This window comes from Pediococcus damnosus (genome assembly GCF_001611155.1).
Classification (GTDB): Bacteria; Bacillota; Bacilli; order Lactobacillales; family Lactobacillaceae; genus Pediococcus; species Pediococcus damnosus.
The window spans coordinates 1160628-1178463 of record NZ_CP012294.1 but is presented as its reverse complement, the minus strand read 5'-3'; the positions used below and the strand labels follow the sequence as shown (position 1 = coordinate 1178463).

Annotated in this window: 14 protein-coding genes; 5 read left to right on the top strand and 9 right to left on the bottom strand. The window is 38.0% G+C overall.

The window, feature by feature from the left end; translation table 11 throughout:
• Nucleotides 1–226 precede the first annotated feature (226 nt).
• The 4 genes from ADU73_RS05570 to ADU73_RS05555 are packed head-to-tail and all read left to right on the top strand — an operon-like array spanning nt 227 to nt 4272.
• Nucleotides 227–1285, top strand: a complete 1059-nt coding sequence (locus tag ADU73_RS05570; protein ID WP_046871755.1) for an ABC transporter ATP-binding protein — start codon at nt 227–229, stop codon at nt 1283–1285.
• Entirely contained in the window at nt 1278–2189 is a 912-nt protein-coding gene (locus tag ADU73_RS05565; protein WP_046871756.1) for a carbohydrate ABC transporter permease, read from the top strand. Before ADU73_RS05570 ends, ADU73_RS05565 begins: the two co-directional genes overlap by 8 nt.
• Complete coding sequence (locus tag ADU73_RS05560; RefSeq protein WP_062913262.1) at nt 2186–3007, top strand: carbohydrate ABC transporter permease; 822 nt, start codon at nt 2186–2188, stop codon at nt 3005–3007. Before ADU73_RS05565 ends, ADU73_RS05560 begins: the two co-directional genes overlap by 4 nt.
• Before the next feature lie 5 nt (nt 3008–3012).
• A complete protein-coding gene (locus tag ADU73_RS05555; RefSeq protein WP_046871758.1) occupies nt 3013–4272 on the top strand; it encodes an ABC transporter substrate-binding protein in 1260 nt (419 codons plus the stop codon).
• A gap of 142 nt (nt 4273–4414) precedes the next feature.
• Here ADU73_RS05555 and ADU73_RS05550 read toward each other — a convergent pair whose 3' ends face one another.
• The 9 genes from ADU73_RS05550 to ADU73_RS05515 form a co-directional block, all read right to left on the bottom strand.
• Nucleotides 4415–5353: a hypothetical protein gene (locus tag ADU73_RS05550; protein WP_062913261.1), complete on the bottom strand. Its 939-nt coding sequence runs from the start codon at nt 5351–5353 to the stop codon at nt 4415–4417.
• Nucleotides 5354–5538: 185 nt separating this feature from the next.
• Nucleotides 5539–6219, bottom strand: coding sequence for a hypothetical protein (locus ADU73_RS05545; RefSeq protein WP_046871759.1), 681 nt, complete (start codon nt 6217–6219; stop codon nt 5539–5541).
• A gap of 93 nt (nt 6220–6312) precedes the next feature.
• Nucleotides 6313–6942, bottom strand: coding sequence for a uracil-DNA glycosylase family protein (locus ADU73_RS05540; protein WP_046871760.1), 630 nt, complete (start codon nt 6940–6942; stop codon nt 6313–6315).
• A 24-nt stretch (nt 6943–6966) separates the two neighbouring features.
• Nucleotides 6967–7842: a GW dipeptide domain-containing protein gene (locus tag ADU73_RS05535; RefSeq protein ID WP_062916598.1), complete on the bottom strand. Its 876-nt coding sequence runs from the start codon at nt 7840–7842 to the stop codon at nt 6967–6969.
• A gap of 177 nt (nt 7843–8019) precedes the next feature.
• A complete protein-coding gene (locus tag ADU73_RS05530; RefSeq protein ID WP_226996016.1) occupies nt 8020–8967 on the bottom strand; it encodes a helix-turn-helix transcriptional regulator in 948 nt (315 codons plus the stop codon).
• A 385-nt stretch (nt 8968–9352) separates the two neighbouring features.
• The gene (locus ADU73_RS05525) at nt 9353–13708 is read right to left on the bottom strand and encodes a lectin-like domain-containing protein (RefSeq protein WP_062913260.1); all 4356 of its coding nucleotides are present in this window, start codon (nt 13706–13708) and stop codon (nt 9353–9355) included.
• Nucleotides 13692–13823: a KxYKxGKxW signal peptide domain-containing protein gene (locus ADU73_RS10720; protein WP_080945490.1), complete on the bottom strand. Its 132-nt coding sequence runs from the start codon at nt 13821–13823 to the stop codon at nt 13692–13694. Before ADU73_RS10720 ends, ADU73_RS05525 begins: the two co-directional genes overlap by 17 nt.
• Before the next feature lie 501 nt (nt 13824–14324).
• Nucleotides 14325–15014, bottom strand: a complete 690-nt coding sequence (locus ADU73_RS05520) for a 2,3-diphosphoglycerate-dependent phosphoglycerate mutase (protein WP_046870936.1) — start codon at nt 15012–15014, stop codon at nt 14325–14327.
• A 120-nt stretch (nt 15015–15134) separates the two neighbouring features.
• Nucleotides 15135–16061, bottom strand: coding sequence for a hypothetical protein (locus ADU73_RS05515; protein WP_046870935.1), 927 nt, complete (start codon nt 16059–16061; stop codon nt 15135–15137).
• Nucleotides 16062–16241: 180 nt separating this feature from the next.
• Here ADU73_RS05515 and ADU73_RS05510 point away from each other — a divergent pair, with 180 nt between their 5' ends.
• Complete coding sequence (locus tag ADU73_RS05510) at nt 16242–17420, top strand: SAM-dependent methyltransferase (protein WP_056985968.1); 1179 nt, start codon at nt 16242–16244, stop codon at nt 17418–17420.
• Nucleotides 17421–17836 lie beyond the last annotated feature (416 nt).

Genomic DNA, 17836 nt, shown 5'->3' with positions numbered 1-17836 from the left:
CACTTTTTAAAATATAATTTTTGAATACTTTTGATTATCCTGTGCACAAAAAGTGCCAATCTTATTCAATAGATTGGCACTTTTCGAATCATGCTATAAATTATTGTTCAAAAAAATAGGTTTTTTATTATAATATGATAACCTCAAGCCCTTTTTTATTGCTATACTCTATACAGAGCGTATAAGCGGGTACAAAGAGCGCCAAATCGGGAAGAAGGATTCCAGCATGCAGGTCAAACTTCAAGACATCAAACTAACTTATGAAAAACATCATAATATTTTTGAACGTCTCAACTGCACATTTAATGACGGTGAATTAGTTGCGCTGCTTGGCCCAAGTGGGAGCGGAAAAACGACGATGCTTAATTTAATAGCTGGGCTTCTAACGCCCACGACTGGAAAAATTTTGTTTAATGAGTCAGACGTCACCAAACAAGACGTCCGTGCTCGCAATATCGGGATGGTGTTTCAAGATTATGCACTATATCCGCATTTAAGTGTGCTGGATAATATCGCCTTTCCCTTTAAAATGGCGCACGTTAAAAAATCAGCGCGTCGCAAACAAGCCCAAAAGCTTGCTAAGTTAGTTCATGTTGAAACACAATTAGCTAAATTACCTCGTGAACTTTCTGGTGGCCAACAGCAACGCGTTGCCATTGCCCGGGCCTTGGCTAAAGATCCGGCAATTTTATTGTTGGATGAACCACTGTCAAACCTTGATGCTACTTTGCGAATCGAATTACGTGATGAAATTCGCCGAATCCAACAAACTACCGGTGTGACCACGGTTTTTGTGACCCATGATCAAAGTGACGCCTTACAAATTGCTGATAAAATCATCGTGCTTGCTAATGGTCAAATTCAACAAATTGGTACTGGAACTGAGTTGTATCATCACCCACATAATCTCTTTGTCGCTCAATTCGTGGGGACACCAAAAATTAATCTAATTCCCATTGCAGAGTTCAAACCATACATAACACCCACGATTCCAGACGATATTTTGGTCAAAGCTACAACCATTGGGATTCGCAGTGAAGCTGTTTCACTAAATTCCATAGAGCAACCCGTCATTGCCAAAATTCCAGCAATAATTGAAAAACAGAATCAATTTGGACGTGAAATACGAACCCATATCTGTTTTCAAACCAGTCAATTAATCAGCACAGCAATTTCTGAGACTACCGCCAGTTCACAGGCCATTTCAGTCTATGTGCTTGCGAAGGGTTGCTACCTATTTAACCGCGATGGTGAATGTATTTGGGCAGGTGATGAACATGATTAACGCCAAGCCAACGCTAAAGTCTACCTTTAAAGCGTTACTGTACCTTGCACCTTTATTAATCATTACCTTGGTATTCACGATCTGGCCACTAATCAGTTCTTTTTTGATGAGTTTTTACACCAAATATAATTACTTCACAAACAAAGTCAGTGCATTAGGTGGCGCAAATTTCGTTTATCTTTGGCACGATCCTGATTTTCATTTAGCAGTCCGCAATACCCTTATTTTTGTCGTCATTGTGGTCCCTGTAACTGTTCTGCTATCTTTGGGAATCGCCCTGCTACTTAATCGTATCAACCGGTTAGCAAGCTTTTTTCGTACAATTTATTTTTTACCTTTCGTAACCTCAACTGTGGCCATTGCTTTAGTTTGGAACTGGATTTTTCACTACAATCATGGCTTACTAAATCAACTATTAAGTTGCTTTGGCGTTCACCCGATTGATTGGTTAAACAATCCTCGTTACTCCCTAATTGCATTAATCATCGTCTGCATTTGGCGAGAATTAGGGTTTAATATCATTTTGTTTTTGGCTGGTCTCAATAACATTGATCGTCGGTATTACAGAGCCGCCAGTGTTGATGGCGCTAGTTCCAAACAGCAGCTTACAAATATCACATGGCCATTGTTAACATCAACTATCGTTTTAGTCACCGTTAACGCAATTATCACTAGTTTCAAAGTTTTTGATCAGGTTTTTGCGTTATTTCATGGTACTGCCGGACCGGCAAATGCGGATCTGACTATGATGTATTATCTATATCAAAAATTTTATGTTGAAAACCAGTACACAGTCGCAGCTGCTAGTGGCATTGTCCTGTTTGGGTTCATTGCCATTGTAACTATTCTGGCATGCTGGTATTTTCGCCGTCACGCTAAACTATTAGGTGGTAACCAGTTATGAAGAAAGCTTGCAAAAATATCATTAGCTATACGTTACTCAGCCTCGGAGCTGCTGTTATGCTCCTCCCTTTTATCTGGATGCTTGTGACGAGCTTAAAAACGCCAGCCGAAGCCATTGTCATCCCAAAAATGTGGTTACCGAAAACTTTGCAATGGACTAACTATGTCAAGGCTTGGCATGCTGCTCCGTTTGCCCGTTACTATCTCAATTCATTGCTTGTAACCAGTGTAACTACCCTAGGCCAATTATTCACCAGTATTTTGGCTGCATTTGCTTTTACCCACCTGCAATTTTATGGACGGCGAACGCTTTTTGCAGTTCTGATTGCTTTAATGATGGTTCCGGGTGAACTACTTTTAATCCCAAACTTTGTTACGTTAGCCCATTTACATTGGATCGATACCTACGCTGCCTTAATTGTTCCTTGGCTTGCCAGTATTTTTACGATGTTTGTTTTGCGTCAAGCTTTCCAAGCGCAACCCCGATCGACCTACTATGCCGCGCGCATTGATGGTGCCAATGACTGGCAGTATCTTTGGCACATTTTGGTACCCGCCAATCGCACCACCATCACAGCCGTCGCAGTTTTACAAATTATTGGTTCTTGGAATTCTTTCATGTGGCCACTGATTGTCACCAATTCAGATCGATTACGAACATTACCAGTAGGTCTAACTGCTTTTACCAGTGAAGTAGGCACCAACTACCCGTTATTAATGGCCGCCACTTTATTTGTTATTTTACCGTTACTAGTTTTGTACTTACTGCTTCAAAAATACATTATTGCCGGCATTACTAAAGCCGATTTGAAAGGATAATTATCATGAAACGATTACGTCATCTACTTTTACTCAGCTTTTTTGCACTAGCAATCATCACTACATTCAGTGCCTGTGCCAGTAAACAGGCCAACACCTCAACAAATCGGGTCAAAATCACTTTTTGGCATGGCATGACTGGTGACCGCAAAACTGCCTTAAATAAAATCATTCGTAATTTCAATGAATCTCAATCAAAATATCAAGTTGTGGGAAGCTCACAAGGTGACTTTGCCAGTGTCCAACAAAAAATTACCGCCGCGGCTAAGTCCAAGACACTGCCTACGATTGCACAAACTGCATATACTAATGTTCCGGAATACGTCCGTGGTGGGTTTATCACCCCGTTTAATTCCTACATCAGTAAATCCGACCTCAGTGATATTTATCCAGTATTTTTACAATCAAGTACCTACCAAGGTAAATATTATGCAATGCCGTTTTCAAAATCAGTACGTATTTTGTTTTACAACAAAGACTTATTAAAAAAATATGGTCTCAGTGTCCCTGCCACTTGGACAGATATTCAAAAAGATGGTATAAAGCTCAAAGCAAGAGGAATCACTGCAATAGCATTTGATCAGAGCTTTTTAACTGAATTGGGAGGCCTTTGCCGGCAGGCCGGCACACCACTACTTACCAATAAACTAAAGACTAATTTGGGGAAAAAACAAACACTGACCGCTACACATGTGATTTGGGATATGCTCCAGAATGGAACAGCCACAACCGCTGGGACAGATGGGTATGGAAGCACAAATTTTTTTGAAGGTAAAACCCTCTTCTACAGTGGTTCTTCGGCTGCAATTTCGACACTTCAGGCGTCCACACCTAAAAATTTGCACTGGAGTACAACGTCATTACCAAGTTATAAGGGTAAAAAGTCAGCAGGAATGGCAGGAAATGATATTGTAATGTTTAAATCTGCTTCAAAATCACAACGTAAAGGCGCCGCTGCCTTTGTAAAATATTTAATGAGCAAGAAGCAAACCATTAGTTGGGCAGAAAAAACGGGTTACGTGCCGTTGACCAAATCGGCTCAAAAAGATACTGATTACCAAAATTACTTAGTAAAGAATCCGACTGCAAAGGCCGCGGTACGGTCACTTAGTTTTGGTTTCCAAGACCCAGCATTTATCGGGTACGAACAGTATTTCTCCGCCTTAAATAAATCCATCGGTCAAATGACGGCTAATCATGTGACCCCTGAAAAAGCACTGGGACAGTTGCAAGTACAGATTGGAAAGATGGATACACAAAATTAATTGATTTAAAAATATATAATAAACTCGAACCACAAACTTAAGTAACCAAAAGGCCAGAGACAAAATCAGAATTGATTTTGCTTCTGGCCTCTTTTTATCTTAAAACATTAGTAATCTACTAACTTAATAAAATCTTTTTATATTATTTAAATGCTGCAACTGCTTCACCTAAAGCATTCGATAATTGTCCTAAATCTGACTTGATTGCATCATTATCATCAGCACTTGATGCTTTTTCCGCTTTCGTCTTATTAATCATAGAAGTGAAGTGCGTCCGCTGACTGGAAGAAAAACGACTCTTAAATAAATTATAAATATTTTCAAACGCTGCAAGATCCTTTTGTGTTCCATTATATGATTCGTCAATATTCCAACCTGAACCATAGTTTTCTAATTGAACGGCAATATCTTGTAAATCATTTTGAGTATATATCGTGGAAGCTAGACCCGTCCCTTGAATATAATCCTGAAATGCGGCTCTATAACTACTAAATGATCGAGGTGCATTACCCGCCTTTACATAGCCACTCCAAATCCAGCCTGATGCTTTGTTTGATTTAATGTACTGGTAAGTATAAGTCTTACCATCAGTTTTTCTAATCTTTGCTTGTTCTGTTCTCGTGAAAGTCGTACTCTTATAGTTTTTACCATAATGAGCAACCTTACTTAGTTTAGCAGTTGTAAATAATGTTCCTTTTGAAACATGAACCTTGGTGTCTTTAATATTAGTATATTTCAAAACACCATTACTAGCCTTACCATTTTTAACATATCCATGCCAAATCCAGCCTTTAATCTTGCCAGCTTTAATATATTGATAGACGGCTTTTTTACCATTCTTCTTAACAGTTGCCTGTTCAGTTTTGGTAAAAGTTGTGTACTTATAATTTTTGGCATAATGTGCTGTCTTACTTAGCTTAGCAGATGTATACATCGTTCCTTTTGCCACATGGACTTTTGCATCCCGAATATTAGTGTATCTTACAACACTTGTTCTGCTTGCTTGAGCAGTCGTAATTCCTGATGCACTAAATCCAAATAAACTTAGACCTAAAATGGTTCCAATAATTGCCTTTTTCATTTTCCTATCTTCCCTCGTTCAATATTTTTTATTTACAACAGTGGCTATTATATAAAATGGACGTGACACATTATGTCGCTAACAAACTTAGTAACAAATAAAATTACTTTTTAATCAGTTTTTTTAAACGCTTCATCTTTAATCATTTGGACGTCGATTTCAAAAAAGTGAACATTTGGCATTTATTAACCGTTATAGAATTCCTCTATTCGTTGCGACATAAGCCACTCTGGTACATTTGCCAATTGTGCTGCCGTATGTGTAATAATGCTTGTCCGTGGTGCATTGAAAACCAAAAAATGATTTTGTTGATCTACTTTATCCAACGTTTTTTCATTCAACGCCATCGAAAGATCAACGACTCGCTCCACCAAATCGTTTGGTAGCAACAACGCCTCTGCAAGTTTGAAAACGGTCCACTTGTTCATGGCATCTTTATTTTCGCTAAAATCAGGAATATATTCTGCAAAATCAAGGATATACGTCGCCAATCCCTGTGCGACAAACCATGCTTGATTCTGATAAGTCATTTGTTTATCTGTAACAACTAATACAGCCTCAACGTTATGCCGATTCATGGCCTCTGTTTTTGGTTGATAAAGCATAAAATCCTTATCTAAATCGCTACTATAATTAATTCGGACTCGTAACGACTGCGCCAATGCCAATAAATCGATACAAGTACTGGTGGCAGAAAATTTCAGTCGCCCAAGGTAATCAATCATATCAGGAAAATCACGAATAATTTCACCATAGATATATTTACCATACTCGGGTTGTAATTCTATCGGTTTTTCACTATCATTATTGTTCGCTCGACTCACCAATTTTGGTGTGTCTTGTTGGTCATTTTCATCTTTACTCAAAGCTAACAACTCCTTCAAAACATGTTTAAAAACAATGTACTGACTAACTCAAAGAGTAGCGCACAACTTCATTTGTGCGCTACTCTTTGAAAACTAATTAAGCGGTAATTTTTGTAGCTTTTCGACTGCTGCAGATATTTTTTCTGCGGACAATGCAGCGGAATAGTGATCTAACTCAACAATTTTGGCCGCTTTAATGTCTAGTAAGTCACGATCCATCATGAGTTTAAGCACTTTCTCTGCTGCTTTACCAAATACAATTAAATAATTTGGTCGAATCAGATCGAGCTCACCTTGTAGCAACTTGGCGTTTTTACTTAATTTCTCAGCATTTTCAGGCCGTTTACTTGCTTGTGCAACATCCGATCCATTCGTCTCAAGATGATTCTTAATGATATCGGTCATATAACTACCTTTAAAAGGTGTGTTCAAAATCATTTTAACAATATTAAAATCACGACTATTTTTAGTTACATCATGGAAATTAGCCCAATCATCGGTACTGCATGCTCCGCGTTCGGACCAATTTAAGCCTAAAATGATTCCGTTGTTAGTTAAGTTTTTATGCCGATAATCAGCATCTTTTAATTGTAAATTAACGGGATCAATAGAACAGTCAGGTGTGTGAATAGTTTTTGTCACATCTGACACATTCCAAAGTGCCCAACTACCATATTTAGCATATTCTTTTTTTAAAGTGAAATAAGCTTCGTCTTTAATCATTGTTTTTTCTCCTTGTTTTTTAATCTAACGAACATTGCTTAACGCCCTACCATAAATCCAACCAATACTCTTGCCATTTACAGAACAACGGTAATATGGCGTCTTGGTTCCTTGCCGCGTAGCTTGCATGTTAATAGTTACTTTTCTGTTTCTGTAGGTCTTACCAAAATGCGTTAATTTCGTGGCATAGATACTTGAAGTTACGTGATTGTAGAAGTTGTTGGTAGGCTTCGAAACAACCGTAGCTGTCTTCTTCACAGTTTTATATTTAGCAACATTTACAAGTGCACCGCCGTAGATCCAACCGATAGTTTTACCACCGACTACACAACGATAATATGGTGTTTTGACGCCTGGTCGTTTTGCTGTCATGTTGATTGTGACGGTGCGACCTTTGTAAGTTTTGCCATAATGAGTGCGTTTAGCATTATATTTACTACCTGGAACGTGATTATAAAAATCGTGACCTGGTACTAAACGAACTTGCATAGACGATTTCTGAGATTTATAACTTACAGGATCCTTTGCTGGTGCCTTTGGCGTTGATTTGTTCTTTGTATAATAAAAATAATTTGATAACATAGAGTAGGGTCCATATTCAGTGATTTTTACTGTTTTTACGTTTGATGTGTATCCTTTAATTTGTGGTACCTTAATTGTTTTTGTTTGACCTACTTTAAGATCTAACATAGGCAATGGAACAGAATGTTTGTAATCGCCTTCGCTAGGCGTATAATCCCGAATAAGATAACCGAGATCAGTAGCAGCACTTACCTCAGTCGGTTGAGCATTTAACACTGCAGTTGTTATTCCAACGCCTACACCCATTAATGAGATAGCTGCTAACGAAGTAAGTATAAATTTCTTTCCTGTTATTTTTAAGCTTTTCGAATTAATCATCATAAAACTCCTCCTTATTTTTCTATGTAAACATGGCTACATATATCCTTCTACATAGTACTAATAGTGGGTGTCATATTATGTCATTTGTGAGTGCTATACAAAATTTTATTTAAGCAACCAAAAAAATAACGCGATATTGAAAATTAATTCAATACCACGTTATTTGTTTAGTTCTTATTCAAGATATTGTTCACGAGCTGCACTCAACGCATCTCGCATCCGTTTGACCAGTGAGGGTGGCGAAACAACCTGTAAACCGGCTCCTTGGCTCAGTAACCACATCATTGCGCCGTCAACTTTAACATAGGCCTCAATAACCGTACTGCCATCCGCATTTTTCTGAATGACACGGGCATCAGGAAAGTTATCCAACGCCGTCTGTATATAGTTTCGATAAATAAATTTAATTTTGGTCAACGACCCTGAATCTACCAAATAGACTTGGTGACGATGATCCTGTAATGAAAAACGTTTTGCGTAATCGAGTTTCTTTCCGGGTGATTTATCCAAAATATCAACGATGCGGTCAAGGCGATATAGCCAATACCCACCGCGTTCTCTGCTCCACATAGCCACATAAAAATAGTGTATTTCAAAAAACACTGCAACCGGCTGAGCATGATGAATGAGGGGCTTTGGTTCTCCTGAATGACTACTATGATATGTAAAAACCAGTTTCTCATTGTTGGCAATGCAGGCTGCAATCCCTCGTAATCGACTAAGTAACGGTTTTGGTGCAGAAAGTGGCGTATAACTTTCACGAGGAAAAGCTAACTGTTTATGAACAGCTTTTTGCATAGCTGGAGATAATCCACGACTAAGAAAATCTAATGTGTGGGTTAATTCATCCGGTGTTAAGGCTCTGCTACCCAATAGAATGTTGCTGGTTGCTAAAGCCATCTCAAGATCTTTTGTTTCGCTTTGGTGCGATAAATAATATGTCCCCTGTTGCTCTATCATCTCTCCAGCATCGTATTCCGCCAATGCATTCTTGATATAGGACAAGTCACGTTGGGAGGTACGCAAACTAATCGCATACTTTTTTTGAATATCTGCTTGTTTAAGTGTTTTGCCGGCCATCAGCTGAACTAATAGTTCAACAACCCGATAATTGCTTTTCATTATTTCACCTTCATCCTTTAGTAAAACTATAAGCAACTAATTAAAAACAGTTTCCAAAGTCTTATGTTTATTTTCACTACATTATAGCATGTATCATATTACTTCATATCCTCTTAAAAGTGGCAATCCATAAAAGCTAATCATTACACCATCAACTTCAAAGATATCAGAATTCCTGAAGTAATAAAGAAGTAGAATAATTTATCAGTAAGATTTGATAAAAGTATGCTTAGTCTATAAGTCCCGGCTACGTCAGATCATAACAAAAGGGCTCATATTCATGTTATGAATATAAGCCCTAACGTTAGCCTATAACTTCATCCTCATTAGCATAATTTTGGGTACTAGTGAGAAATAAGTTGTTAGCGAATTTATTTACCTGTAATTAATCTTGATGCTTTCTTTTTGGTATGAAAGTAAAACCAAAAAGAGCACACAATGCTGCAAGAAAACCTAACTCAGAAAGACCTGCGGACTGTTTTTCACCTGTTTGGGGAAGTCTATTAACTTTTGTCTTATTTTGATCAGCGTTAGACGAATCAATCGATTTAGTTGCTGAATTTTTAGTGGCTTCTTTACCATTAACAGTTGGAATGACTGTTTTTTTGATTACATTTTCGTGCTCATTACCATGGTTAATTAACAGTTGTACTGTTTTTTTCTTATCATTATTAAGAAATTCATGATTAAGAAGCTCACGGCTTGTGCTTACACCCTCATTGGTTGGAATTAAATTAACTTTGCCTGTTGAGGTGATCCCGTTTTCTTTATCCTTAGCAATCAGATCGGCAATCTTGCCTTGTGCAGCCTTAGTTTCGTCGGCTGTATGAATGGTGATTTCATAGTGCTTTGTACCATTTCCAAGCTCATGGCTTGTATTTACACCCTCATTGGTTGGAATTAAACTAACTTTGCCTGTTGAGATGATCCCGTTATCTTTATCCTTAGCAATCAGATCGGCAATCTTGTCTTGTGCAGTCTTAGTTTCGTCGGCTGTATGAATGGTGATTTCATAGTGCTTTGTACCATTTCCAAGCTCATGGCTTGTATTTACACCCTCATTGGTTAGAATTAAACTAACTTTGCCTGTTGAGATGATCCCGTTATCTTTATCCTTAGCAATCAGATCGGCAATCTTGTCTTGTGCAGTCTTAGTTTCGTCGGCTGTATGAATGGTGATTTCATAGTGCTTTGTACCATTTCCAAGCTCATGGCTTGTATTTACACCCTCATTGGTTGGAATTAAACTAACTTTACCTGTTGAAATGATCCCTTTTTCTTTATCTTTAGCGATCAGATCGGCGATCTTTTCTTGCGCAACCTTAGTTTCGTCGGCTGTATGAATGGTGATTTCATAGTGCTTTGTACCATTTCCAAGCTCATGGCTGGTACTTACACCTTCATTGGTTGGAACTAAGCTAACTTTACCTGTTGAAATGATCCCGTTTTCTTTATCTTTAGCGATCAGATCGGCGATCTTTTCTTGCGCAACCTTAGTTTCGTCGGCTGTATGAATGGTGATTTCATAGTGCTTTGTTCCATTCCCAAGCTCATGACTGGTGCTTACACCCTCATTGGTTGGAATTAAATTAACTTTGCCTGTTGAGGTGATCCCGTTTTCTTTATCCTTAGCAATCAGATCGGCAATCTTGCCTTGTGCAGCCTTAGTTTCGTCTGCTGTATGAATGGTGATTTCATAGTGCTTTGTCCCATTTCCAAGCTCATGACTGGTACTTACAGCATCATCTGTGGGAGCCAAAACAACTTTACCAGTTGAAGTAATTCCATTAGTCTCATCAGCGGCAATCATGGCATGAATTTTAGCTTGTGCAGCCGCAATTTCTGCAGTTGTGTGAACAATGATTTCATAGTGCTTTGTACCATTCCCAAGCTCATGACTGGTACTTACACCTTCATTAGTTGGAATCAAACTAACTTTGCCTGTTGAAATGATCCCGTTATCTTTATCCTTAGCGATCAGATCGGCGATCTTTTCTTGTGCAGCCTTAGTTTCATCGGTTGTATGAATGGTGATTTCATAGTGCTTTGTTCCATTCCCAAGCTCATGGCTGGTACTTACACCTTCATTGGTTGGAACTAAGCTAACTTTACCTGTTGAAATGATCCCTTTTTCTTTATCTTTAGCGATCAGATCGGCGATCTTTTCTTGTGCAACCTTAGTTTCGTCGGCTGTATGAATGGTGATTTCATAGTGCTTTGTTCCATTCCCAAGCTCATGACTGGTACTTACACCTTCATTAGTTGGAATCAAACTAACTTTGCCTGTTGAAATGATCCCGTTATCCTTATCCTTAGTAATCAGACCGTTGATCTTGTCTTGCGCAGCCTTGGTTTCGTCTGCTGTATGAATGGTGATTTCATAGTGCTTTGTTCCATTCCCAAGTTCATGGCTTGTACTTACACCCTCATTGGTTGTAATTAAATTAACTTTGCCTGTTGAGATGATCCCGTTATCTTTATCCTTAGTAATCAGATCGTTGATCTTGTCTTGTGCAGCCTTAGTTTCGTCGGCTGTATGAATGGTGATCTCATAGTGTTTTGTACCATTCCCTGTTTGCGGTTCGTCAGATGCTACAAAGAATGTCAATGTCTGATTTTCAAGACTATTGAATTTAAACTCCTTAGTAACTTCTTGCGCTGCACCATCTGTGTTAACGGTAAAGTGATAACCAGTTGGCACTGTTGCAGTATAACTTGAGCCTTCACCATGAAAGCCCTCCAGAGTCTCAGATGAAATCAATACCTGATTACCACCATTATCAACTGCAACATAGTTAATCTTTATGTTAGCTGTATTGGGCATGTAATTTACATTGACCGTTTCCACATCACTTGGTATTTCAGTTGTAGCACTTAATTCAACTGCAGGCACATAGTTATGCGTCGGTGTATAACCTAGAATATCTGGCGTATCAACCTGTGTATATGATTTATTAGGTATATACGTAACAGCTCCAGTAACCATATCAGTATCCGTTGTCCACGTGACCGTTTGTGATTCTTTGCTTGGCGTATTTTCACCAGCTCCAGAATAAGTAACCTCTGCAGTTGTCTTACCATTAAAGGTATCAGGGAGTACAGACGAATGGACGTGATTTAAATGGATAACAATAGGTGCATTATCACTAACATCAAATGTGTAATCGCCTGAAGTATCTTGACCAACGGCTAACTTGTAATTTTCTGAATTGGCAATACTAGCCTTCTTCCAGACTGTCGAACCAACTGTTGCATCCCAGGTTGCTGTGCCATCATTGCCACTAGTCAATTCCACCAAATCTCCAACTTGTTTGCCATTGTTATCATCATCAACATATTGAATATTAGTTACCCCCAGAGCAACGTATGTTAAATTGATATTTCTTAATTGTTGTAGGTTAAATGAAGTCCCAGTAGCTGCAGCAATAAACAATGATAAGCTATTACTGTCACCAATATAGTTAGAAACATCTTCGTTCCAGTTCTTACCATCGTAAGTTACTGTAAGCGACTTGGTAGTTCCATTGTATGAAACTGTAAAATCTTTAAACTGTCCATTAGGATCCTTAATTTCCTTTGTTAAGTCTTTAGTGCCATTCGTACCATCTTCAGTAATTGCCTTGTTTTTACCATTCACTAATTCAGTGTGAACAAAACCACCAAATGAACTTGAACTACTATTGAACCAATTATAATGATTATTATGATACTTTTGAGGATCAGCATCAAAATAGCCTGTATCCGCATTGTTAATTGGTTGGGAATCCCAATACGTATCAGCTTTCCATCCAAAAGCATTTTCAAGTCCACCGAAACCTAACGACCCACCGTCCATCCCGACTGCATCAGTATCTCCATCATGAAAACCTAGAGAAAGGCCATCAGCACCAGCTGGTTGGGATTTATTGCCTAAATTGATTTGTCCAGTAAGTGTAAAGCTTTGATCCGTTGAAATTTTGTTTTTCAGAGTTACATTTCCACTCTGATCTGGATTATCAGATGTAAAGGTAACTACCCCTTTATTGTAAGTAGCTGTCCCGTTCAATTTAAAATAATCCAAAAAATTATCAGCAGTAACTACAACGGTTCCCGCAGGTGCGGCAGCATCAGCGGCCTTAGTTTCTAAAGTTACTGGCTCTGTATAGTTAGCAAATGCATTTTGTACTGATTTAATTAACGTTGTTGAAGCATCATCTGGCAATGAAACAACCAACTTACCGTCATTCTTAGTAACCGCTGATACTCCGGTAGGTAATTCTGGAATTACAGTAGTTTTAGTTGTACTCTCCGCGCTATCTGAACGGCTCGTTACATTTACTTGTTTGCTTGAAGTAGCAGTACTAGTAGTTGATGCTACAGAAGAATTCGAACTGCTATTATTTGTAGCAACTACTGTGTTGTCAGTTGTTTCTGAGTTAGCTGGCTTTGTAGCTTCTGTGGGTGAACTTATCGACGCACTGGTGGCATCACTTACAGATGAGCTTTCAACAGCAGCCCTAGTAGCTGACGTGTCATTCTGTGCTTTACTAACTGTAGCTGCACTTTTAGCAGCTGATGAGGTACTCTCAGATGAAGTAGCTGTTTCATCAGTATTACTATTAACATCAACTTTCGAATTAGTTTTCTCACTGTCACTACTTGAGGTCGTTAAACTGGCCTTGGAATCTTGTGATGCAGCCTGACTGGTTACTGTGCTTTCGTCTGCTGACTTAACTGTGGCAGCATTAACAGACTTGGACATTGGTTTGAGAAAGTCCGATACCTAAGCTGAAAACCGCGATTCCAGCGTAAACCCATGCCTTACCTTTTTTATACATCTTATAATGAAGCTTCTTTTCGAAAAGATTGTTTTCCATTTTTGTTCTCCACTATATATCCTTAAATCCTAGAATCAAGTGCTTACCTACCTAATAGTAAAAAAAATGCGCCGATTGTTATAAAACAACCTGTGGTTTAATATGATTGATTTAAATCAAATAATATTGTATACATTTCGTCAAAGTACAACAGCACACCATTTACAAATTTAGATCAAAAAAATGTGTACAATTTGCACATGCTTACGTATAAACTATTTATTATAAATATATATTAAAATATATCTATTCATCCATATTACCTCCTGATATTAGAAAAATCAACACCAAATATTAGAAAATTAAATAACTAGTATTTGCCTGGTGAATAGCTAAAACCAAAGTTTAATTATTTACTATTTTATTATCAATTAATGTTACTTCTGTAAAAATAATTCAATTTTTCAAAAAAAGTTTACTACATTTTGATTGTCTTAGTATTAAAAAAAGCAAAAAAAATAAGCAACCTTCTAACCGAAAATTGCTTACTTAAAATTACTATTAATCTAATTTAGATTTGTTTTGAACTTCCAACTTGTCGTTGAAGTCATAAACAACTGGTTCGCCAGTTGCCATTTCAAGATTCATAATATCTTCATCTGAAATGTTTTCGATGTACTTGCTTAAAGCACGTAATGAATTACCATGTGCAGCAATAACAACGTTCTTGCCATCTAACAACTTAGGAGCAATTTGGTCTTCCCAGAAAGGAATAACTCGTTCCAAAGTAACTTTAAGGTTTTCACCACCAGGAATCATCCGTGGATCTAAGTTAGCGTAACGACGATCATTTGCTGCTGAACCTTCAGCATCTTTATCCAACAATGGAGGCAAAGTATCGTATGAACGACGCCAGATATGAACCTGTTCGTCGCCCCACTTTTTAGCAGCTTCAGCTTTGTTTTGGCCTTGTAAAGCACCGTAATGACGTTCGTTTAAACGCCAAGTCTTAACTTCTGGAATCCAAAGTTGATCGGATTCTTCCAAAACATAATGCAAAGTCTTGATTGCACGAGTTAATACTGAAGTAAAAGCATAATCAAATTCAATGCCTTGTGCCTTGATTAACTTACCAGCATTTTTTGCTTGTTCAACGCCTTTTTCGCTCAAGTCAACGTCAACCCAACCAGTAAACTGGTTAGATAAATTCCATTCACTTTGACCATGACGGATTAATACTAATTTTGCCATAATGTATGAAAACCTCTTTCTTTTTTTAAGTTTACATTTGCTATTTTACACTAAATCACAAACTTTTGCAGTCTCTAACTAAACGTTTAAATTAAATTAATTATATATTTTTGGCCTACCTTATTGGTTGTTAGCCGCGTCAGTCACAGAAATGCCCTTTTGACCGGCTTCTTTGATCAAGTTACGGACATCCTGATCACTAAATTGACCAGCTCGATTACCTAATTCTTGGCGAGCTTTTGTGATTTGATCCTGACTAATCACTTTACCATTTAACTCCGTATCTTTTTTGGTGACCGTAAATTCATTACTCCCGGAATAATTGTTTGCCGCTTGTTGTTCAGAAGAACTCAAGTTAGGCTTTGGCAAGCTAGACACACTACCATTTCCTGCTGCTTGGCTCGTACCATTTGTACTACTTTCACTTGCAGCCGCATTACTCTGTGATGAGGACCTATTGTCAGCAACATCCGGTATTACTGTTTGTGCTAACCCAGTTTTGTTACTCTTTTGCAGCGCCCTAGCAGCTTTCCAAATTGAAGTATAATACCCCTTCTTAAATTCCTTGGTATTGAATAAAGTATCTAATTGTTCATTTGAAAGTTCAAACGACTGCGCTTGATTTAACTCACGCGCGTAATCTAACGTTTTATTGTATTTTGTCACATTTTTTTGAACAACTTCAATTTCTTTAATTTGTTGATGCGCCCGATCATTTAATACTTCCGAACCGTTGTGAATCGTATACACTTGCTGGAAAGTTCGTTTTGAAGCTGAGAAATGATGGTTTTCGAGCTGATCCATTCCATTTACAAACGTTTTTGTTTGCTTCAAACGATGTGTGGCAGTCGGATCACTATTTCGGCGCGTCAAAGCCGATTGAAAATAGTTCTCTGCGGCCGTATAATTTTTATCTTTGATAGCTGCTGCCGCATTCTCCATCTCCAGATGATATTGTTTTTCAATCGATTGGTGTCGTGAAAATGCATAGCCTCCAACTATTAAGATCACAACAAATGTCACAATTACCCATGCCCATTTTCTCAAACGTGCCACCCCCTACTATTATGTTTAACTCCAACTTGAAACGTATTTAATTATATCATGTTAACAGCTTGAAAATCTTTTTTCCAGTTTCGAAAAAAACTTAAGATTCGAAAAACTAAATAAGGGAGCGTATAATAGGCTTGTTTAATATTGCCATTTAATAAGAAAGGACCCGAATTGATGTTAGAAAAGAAATTTTACAAGACGTTTTTTAAGCACTCTTTCAATATTCCAATTAAAGTTACTTATTGGGATGGTAGTTCTGAAGTATACGGAGATGGTACTCCAGAAGTCTCAATCACCCTTAAAGAAGAGGTGCCAATCAAGCAGGTTATCAATAATGCCTCCATTGCGCTTGGTGAGGCCTACATGGATGGCAGAATCGAAATTGATGGCAGTATCCAGGCTTTACTAACTTCGGCCTACGAAACGGCTGGGAGCTTTTTCCATGACAAGAAGTTTATTCATTTTCTTCCCAAACAAAAACATGATGAAAAAGAAAGCAAAGAAGATGTTCAGAATCATTATGACATCGGAAATGACTTTTACAGTTTATGGTTAGACCCAACCATGACTTATTCTTGTGCTTATTTTGAGAAAGATACCGATGATCTTGAAACTGCTCAAATCAACAAAGTTCACCATATTCTAAACAAGTTGCACCCACAACCACGCCGGACCCTTTTAGACATTGGCTGTGGCTGGGGAACTTTAATGCTAACAGCTGCTAAAGAATATGATTTACGCGTTGTTGGTGTGACTCTTTCTCAGGAACAATTCAACTTAGTGAATAAAAAAATTAAGGATGAAGGCTTAGAAAATGTGGCTGAAGTCCGTTTACAAGATTATCGCGAAATCAAAGACGAACAATTCGACTACATAACCAGCGTTGGGATGTTTGAACATGTCGGTAAGGAAAATCTCCAAACCTACTTCAAGTGTGTTGCTGATTACCTAAAAACTGATGGTGTTGCTTTGATTCACGGAATCACTCGTCAACAGGGCGGTGCTAACAACGGTTGGTTAAACAAATGGATCTTCCCAGGTGGCTATGTGCCCGGCTTGGAAGAAAACATTCATCACATTATCGAAAACGGATTACAGATTGATGATTTGGAACCTCTACGCCGTCATTATCAAAAAACGACAGAAATTTGGGATAAGAACTTCAATGAACATCGCGAAGAAGTCAAAGAAATGTTTGACGAACGCTTTGTGCGCATGTGGGATCTCTATCTACAAGCGTGTTCAGCATCATTCGAATCTAGAAATATCGATGTCATCCAGTACTTATTAACAAAGGGTACTGGCGCAAGCAACAATGTGTTGCCAATGACTAGAGAATACATGTACAAATAGTGAGTGAATGAAGACGATTAGTCTTAAAAATAGAAGCGTGCCGGTAGCGAGATCGCATCTCGCGGTTAGGTATGCTTCTATTTTTAAGGCTGTCTTTCAGATAGTGAGTGAAACAAAGCGATTAAGGCTCAAGATATAAGAGTCTTGGAGGTAGGAGCGCAATCCCGCGGGAAGAATTCTTATATCTTGGGTCTTGCTTTGTTGAACTGTCCTCAAACAGTGAGTGAAACAAAGTAAGTTCCATACTTTTCCTGTTAATAGATTAGCAATTGTTAATTTATCAACAGGATTTTTTTAAATATTTACTACTATATATAACTTGATTCCAAAAAAGCAGACTTAGAAGTCGTTTCACTTCTAAGTCTGCTTAATTTAACAACAAGTTTTAAAAATCAGTTATAAAATCTCATTCAAAT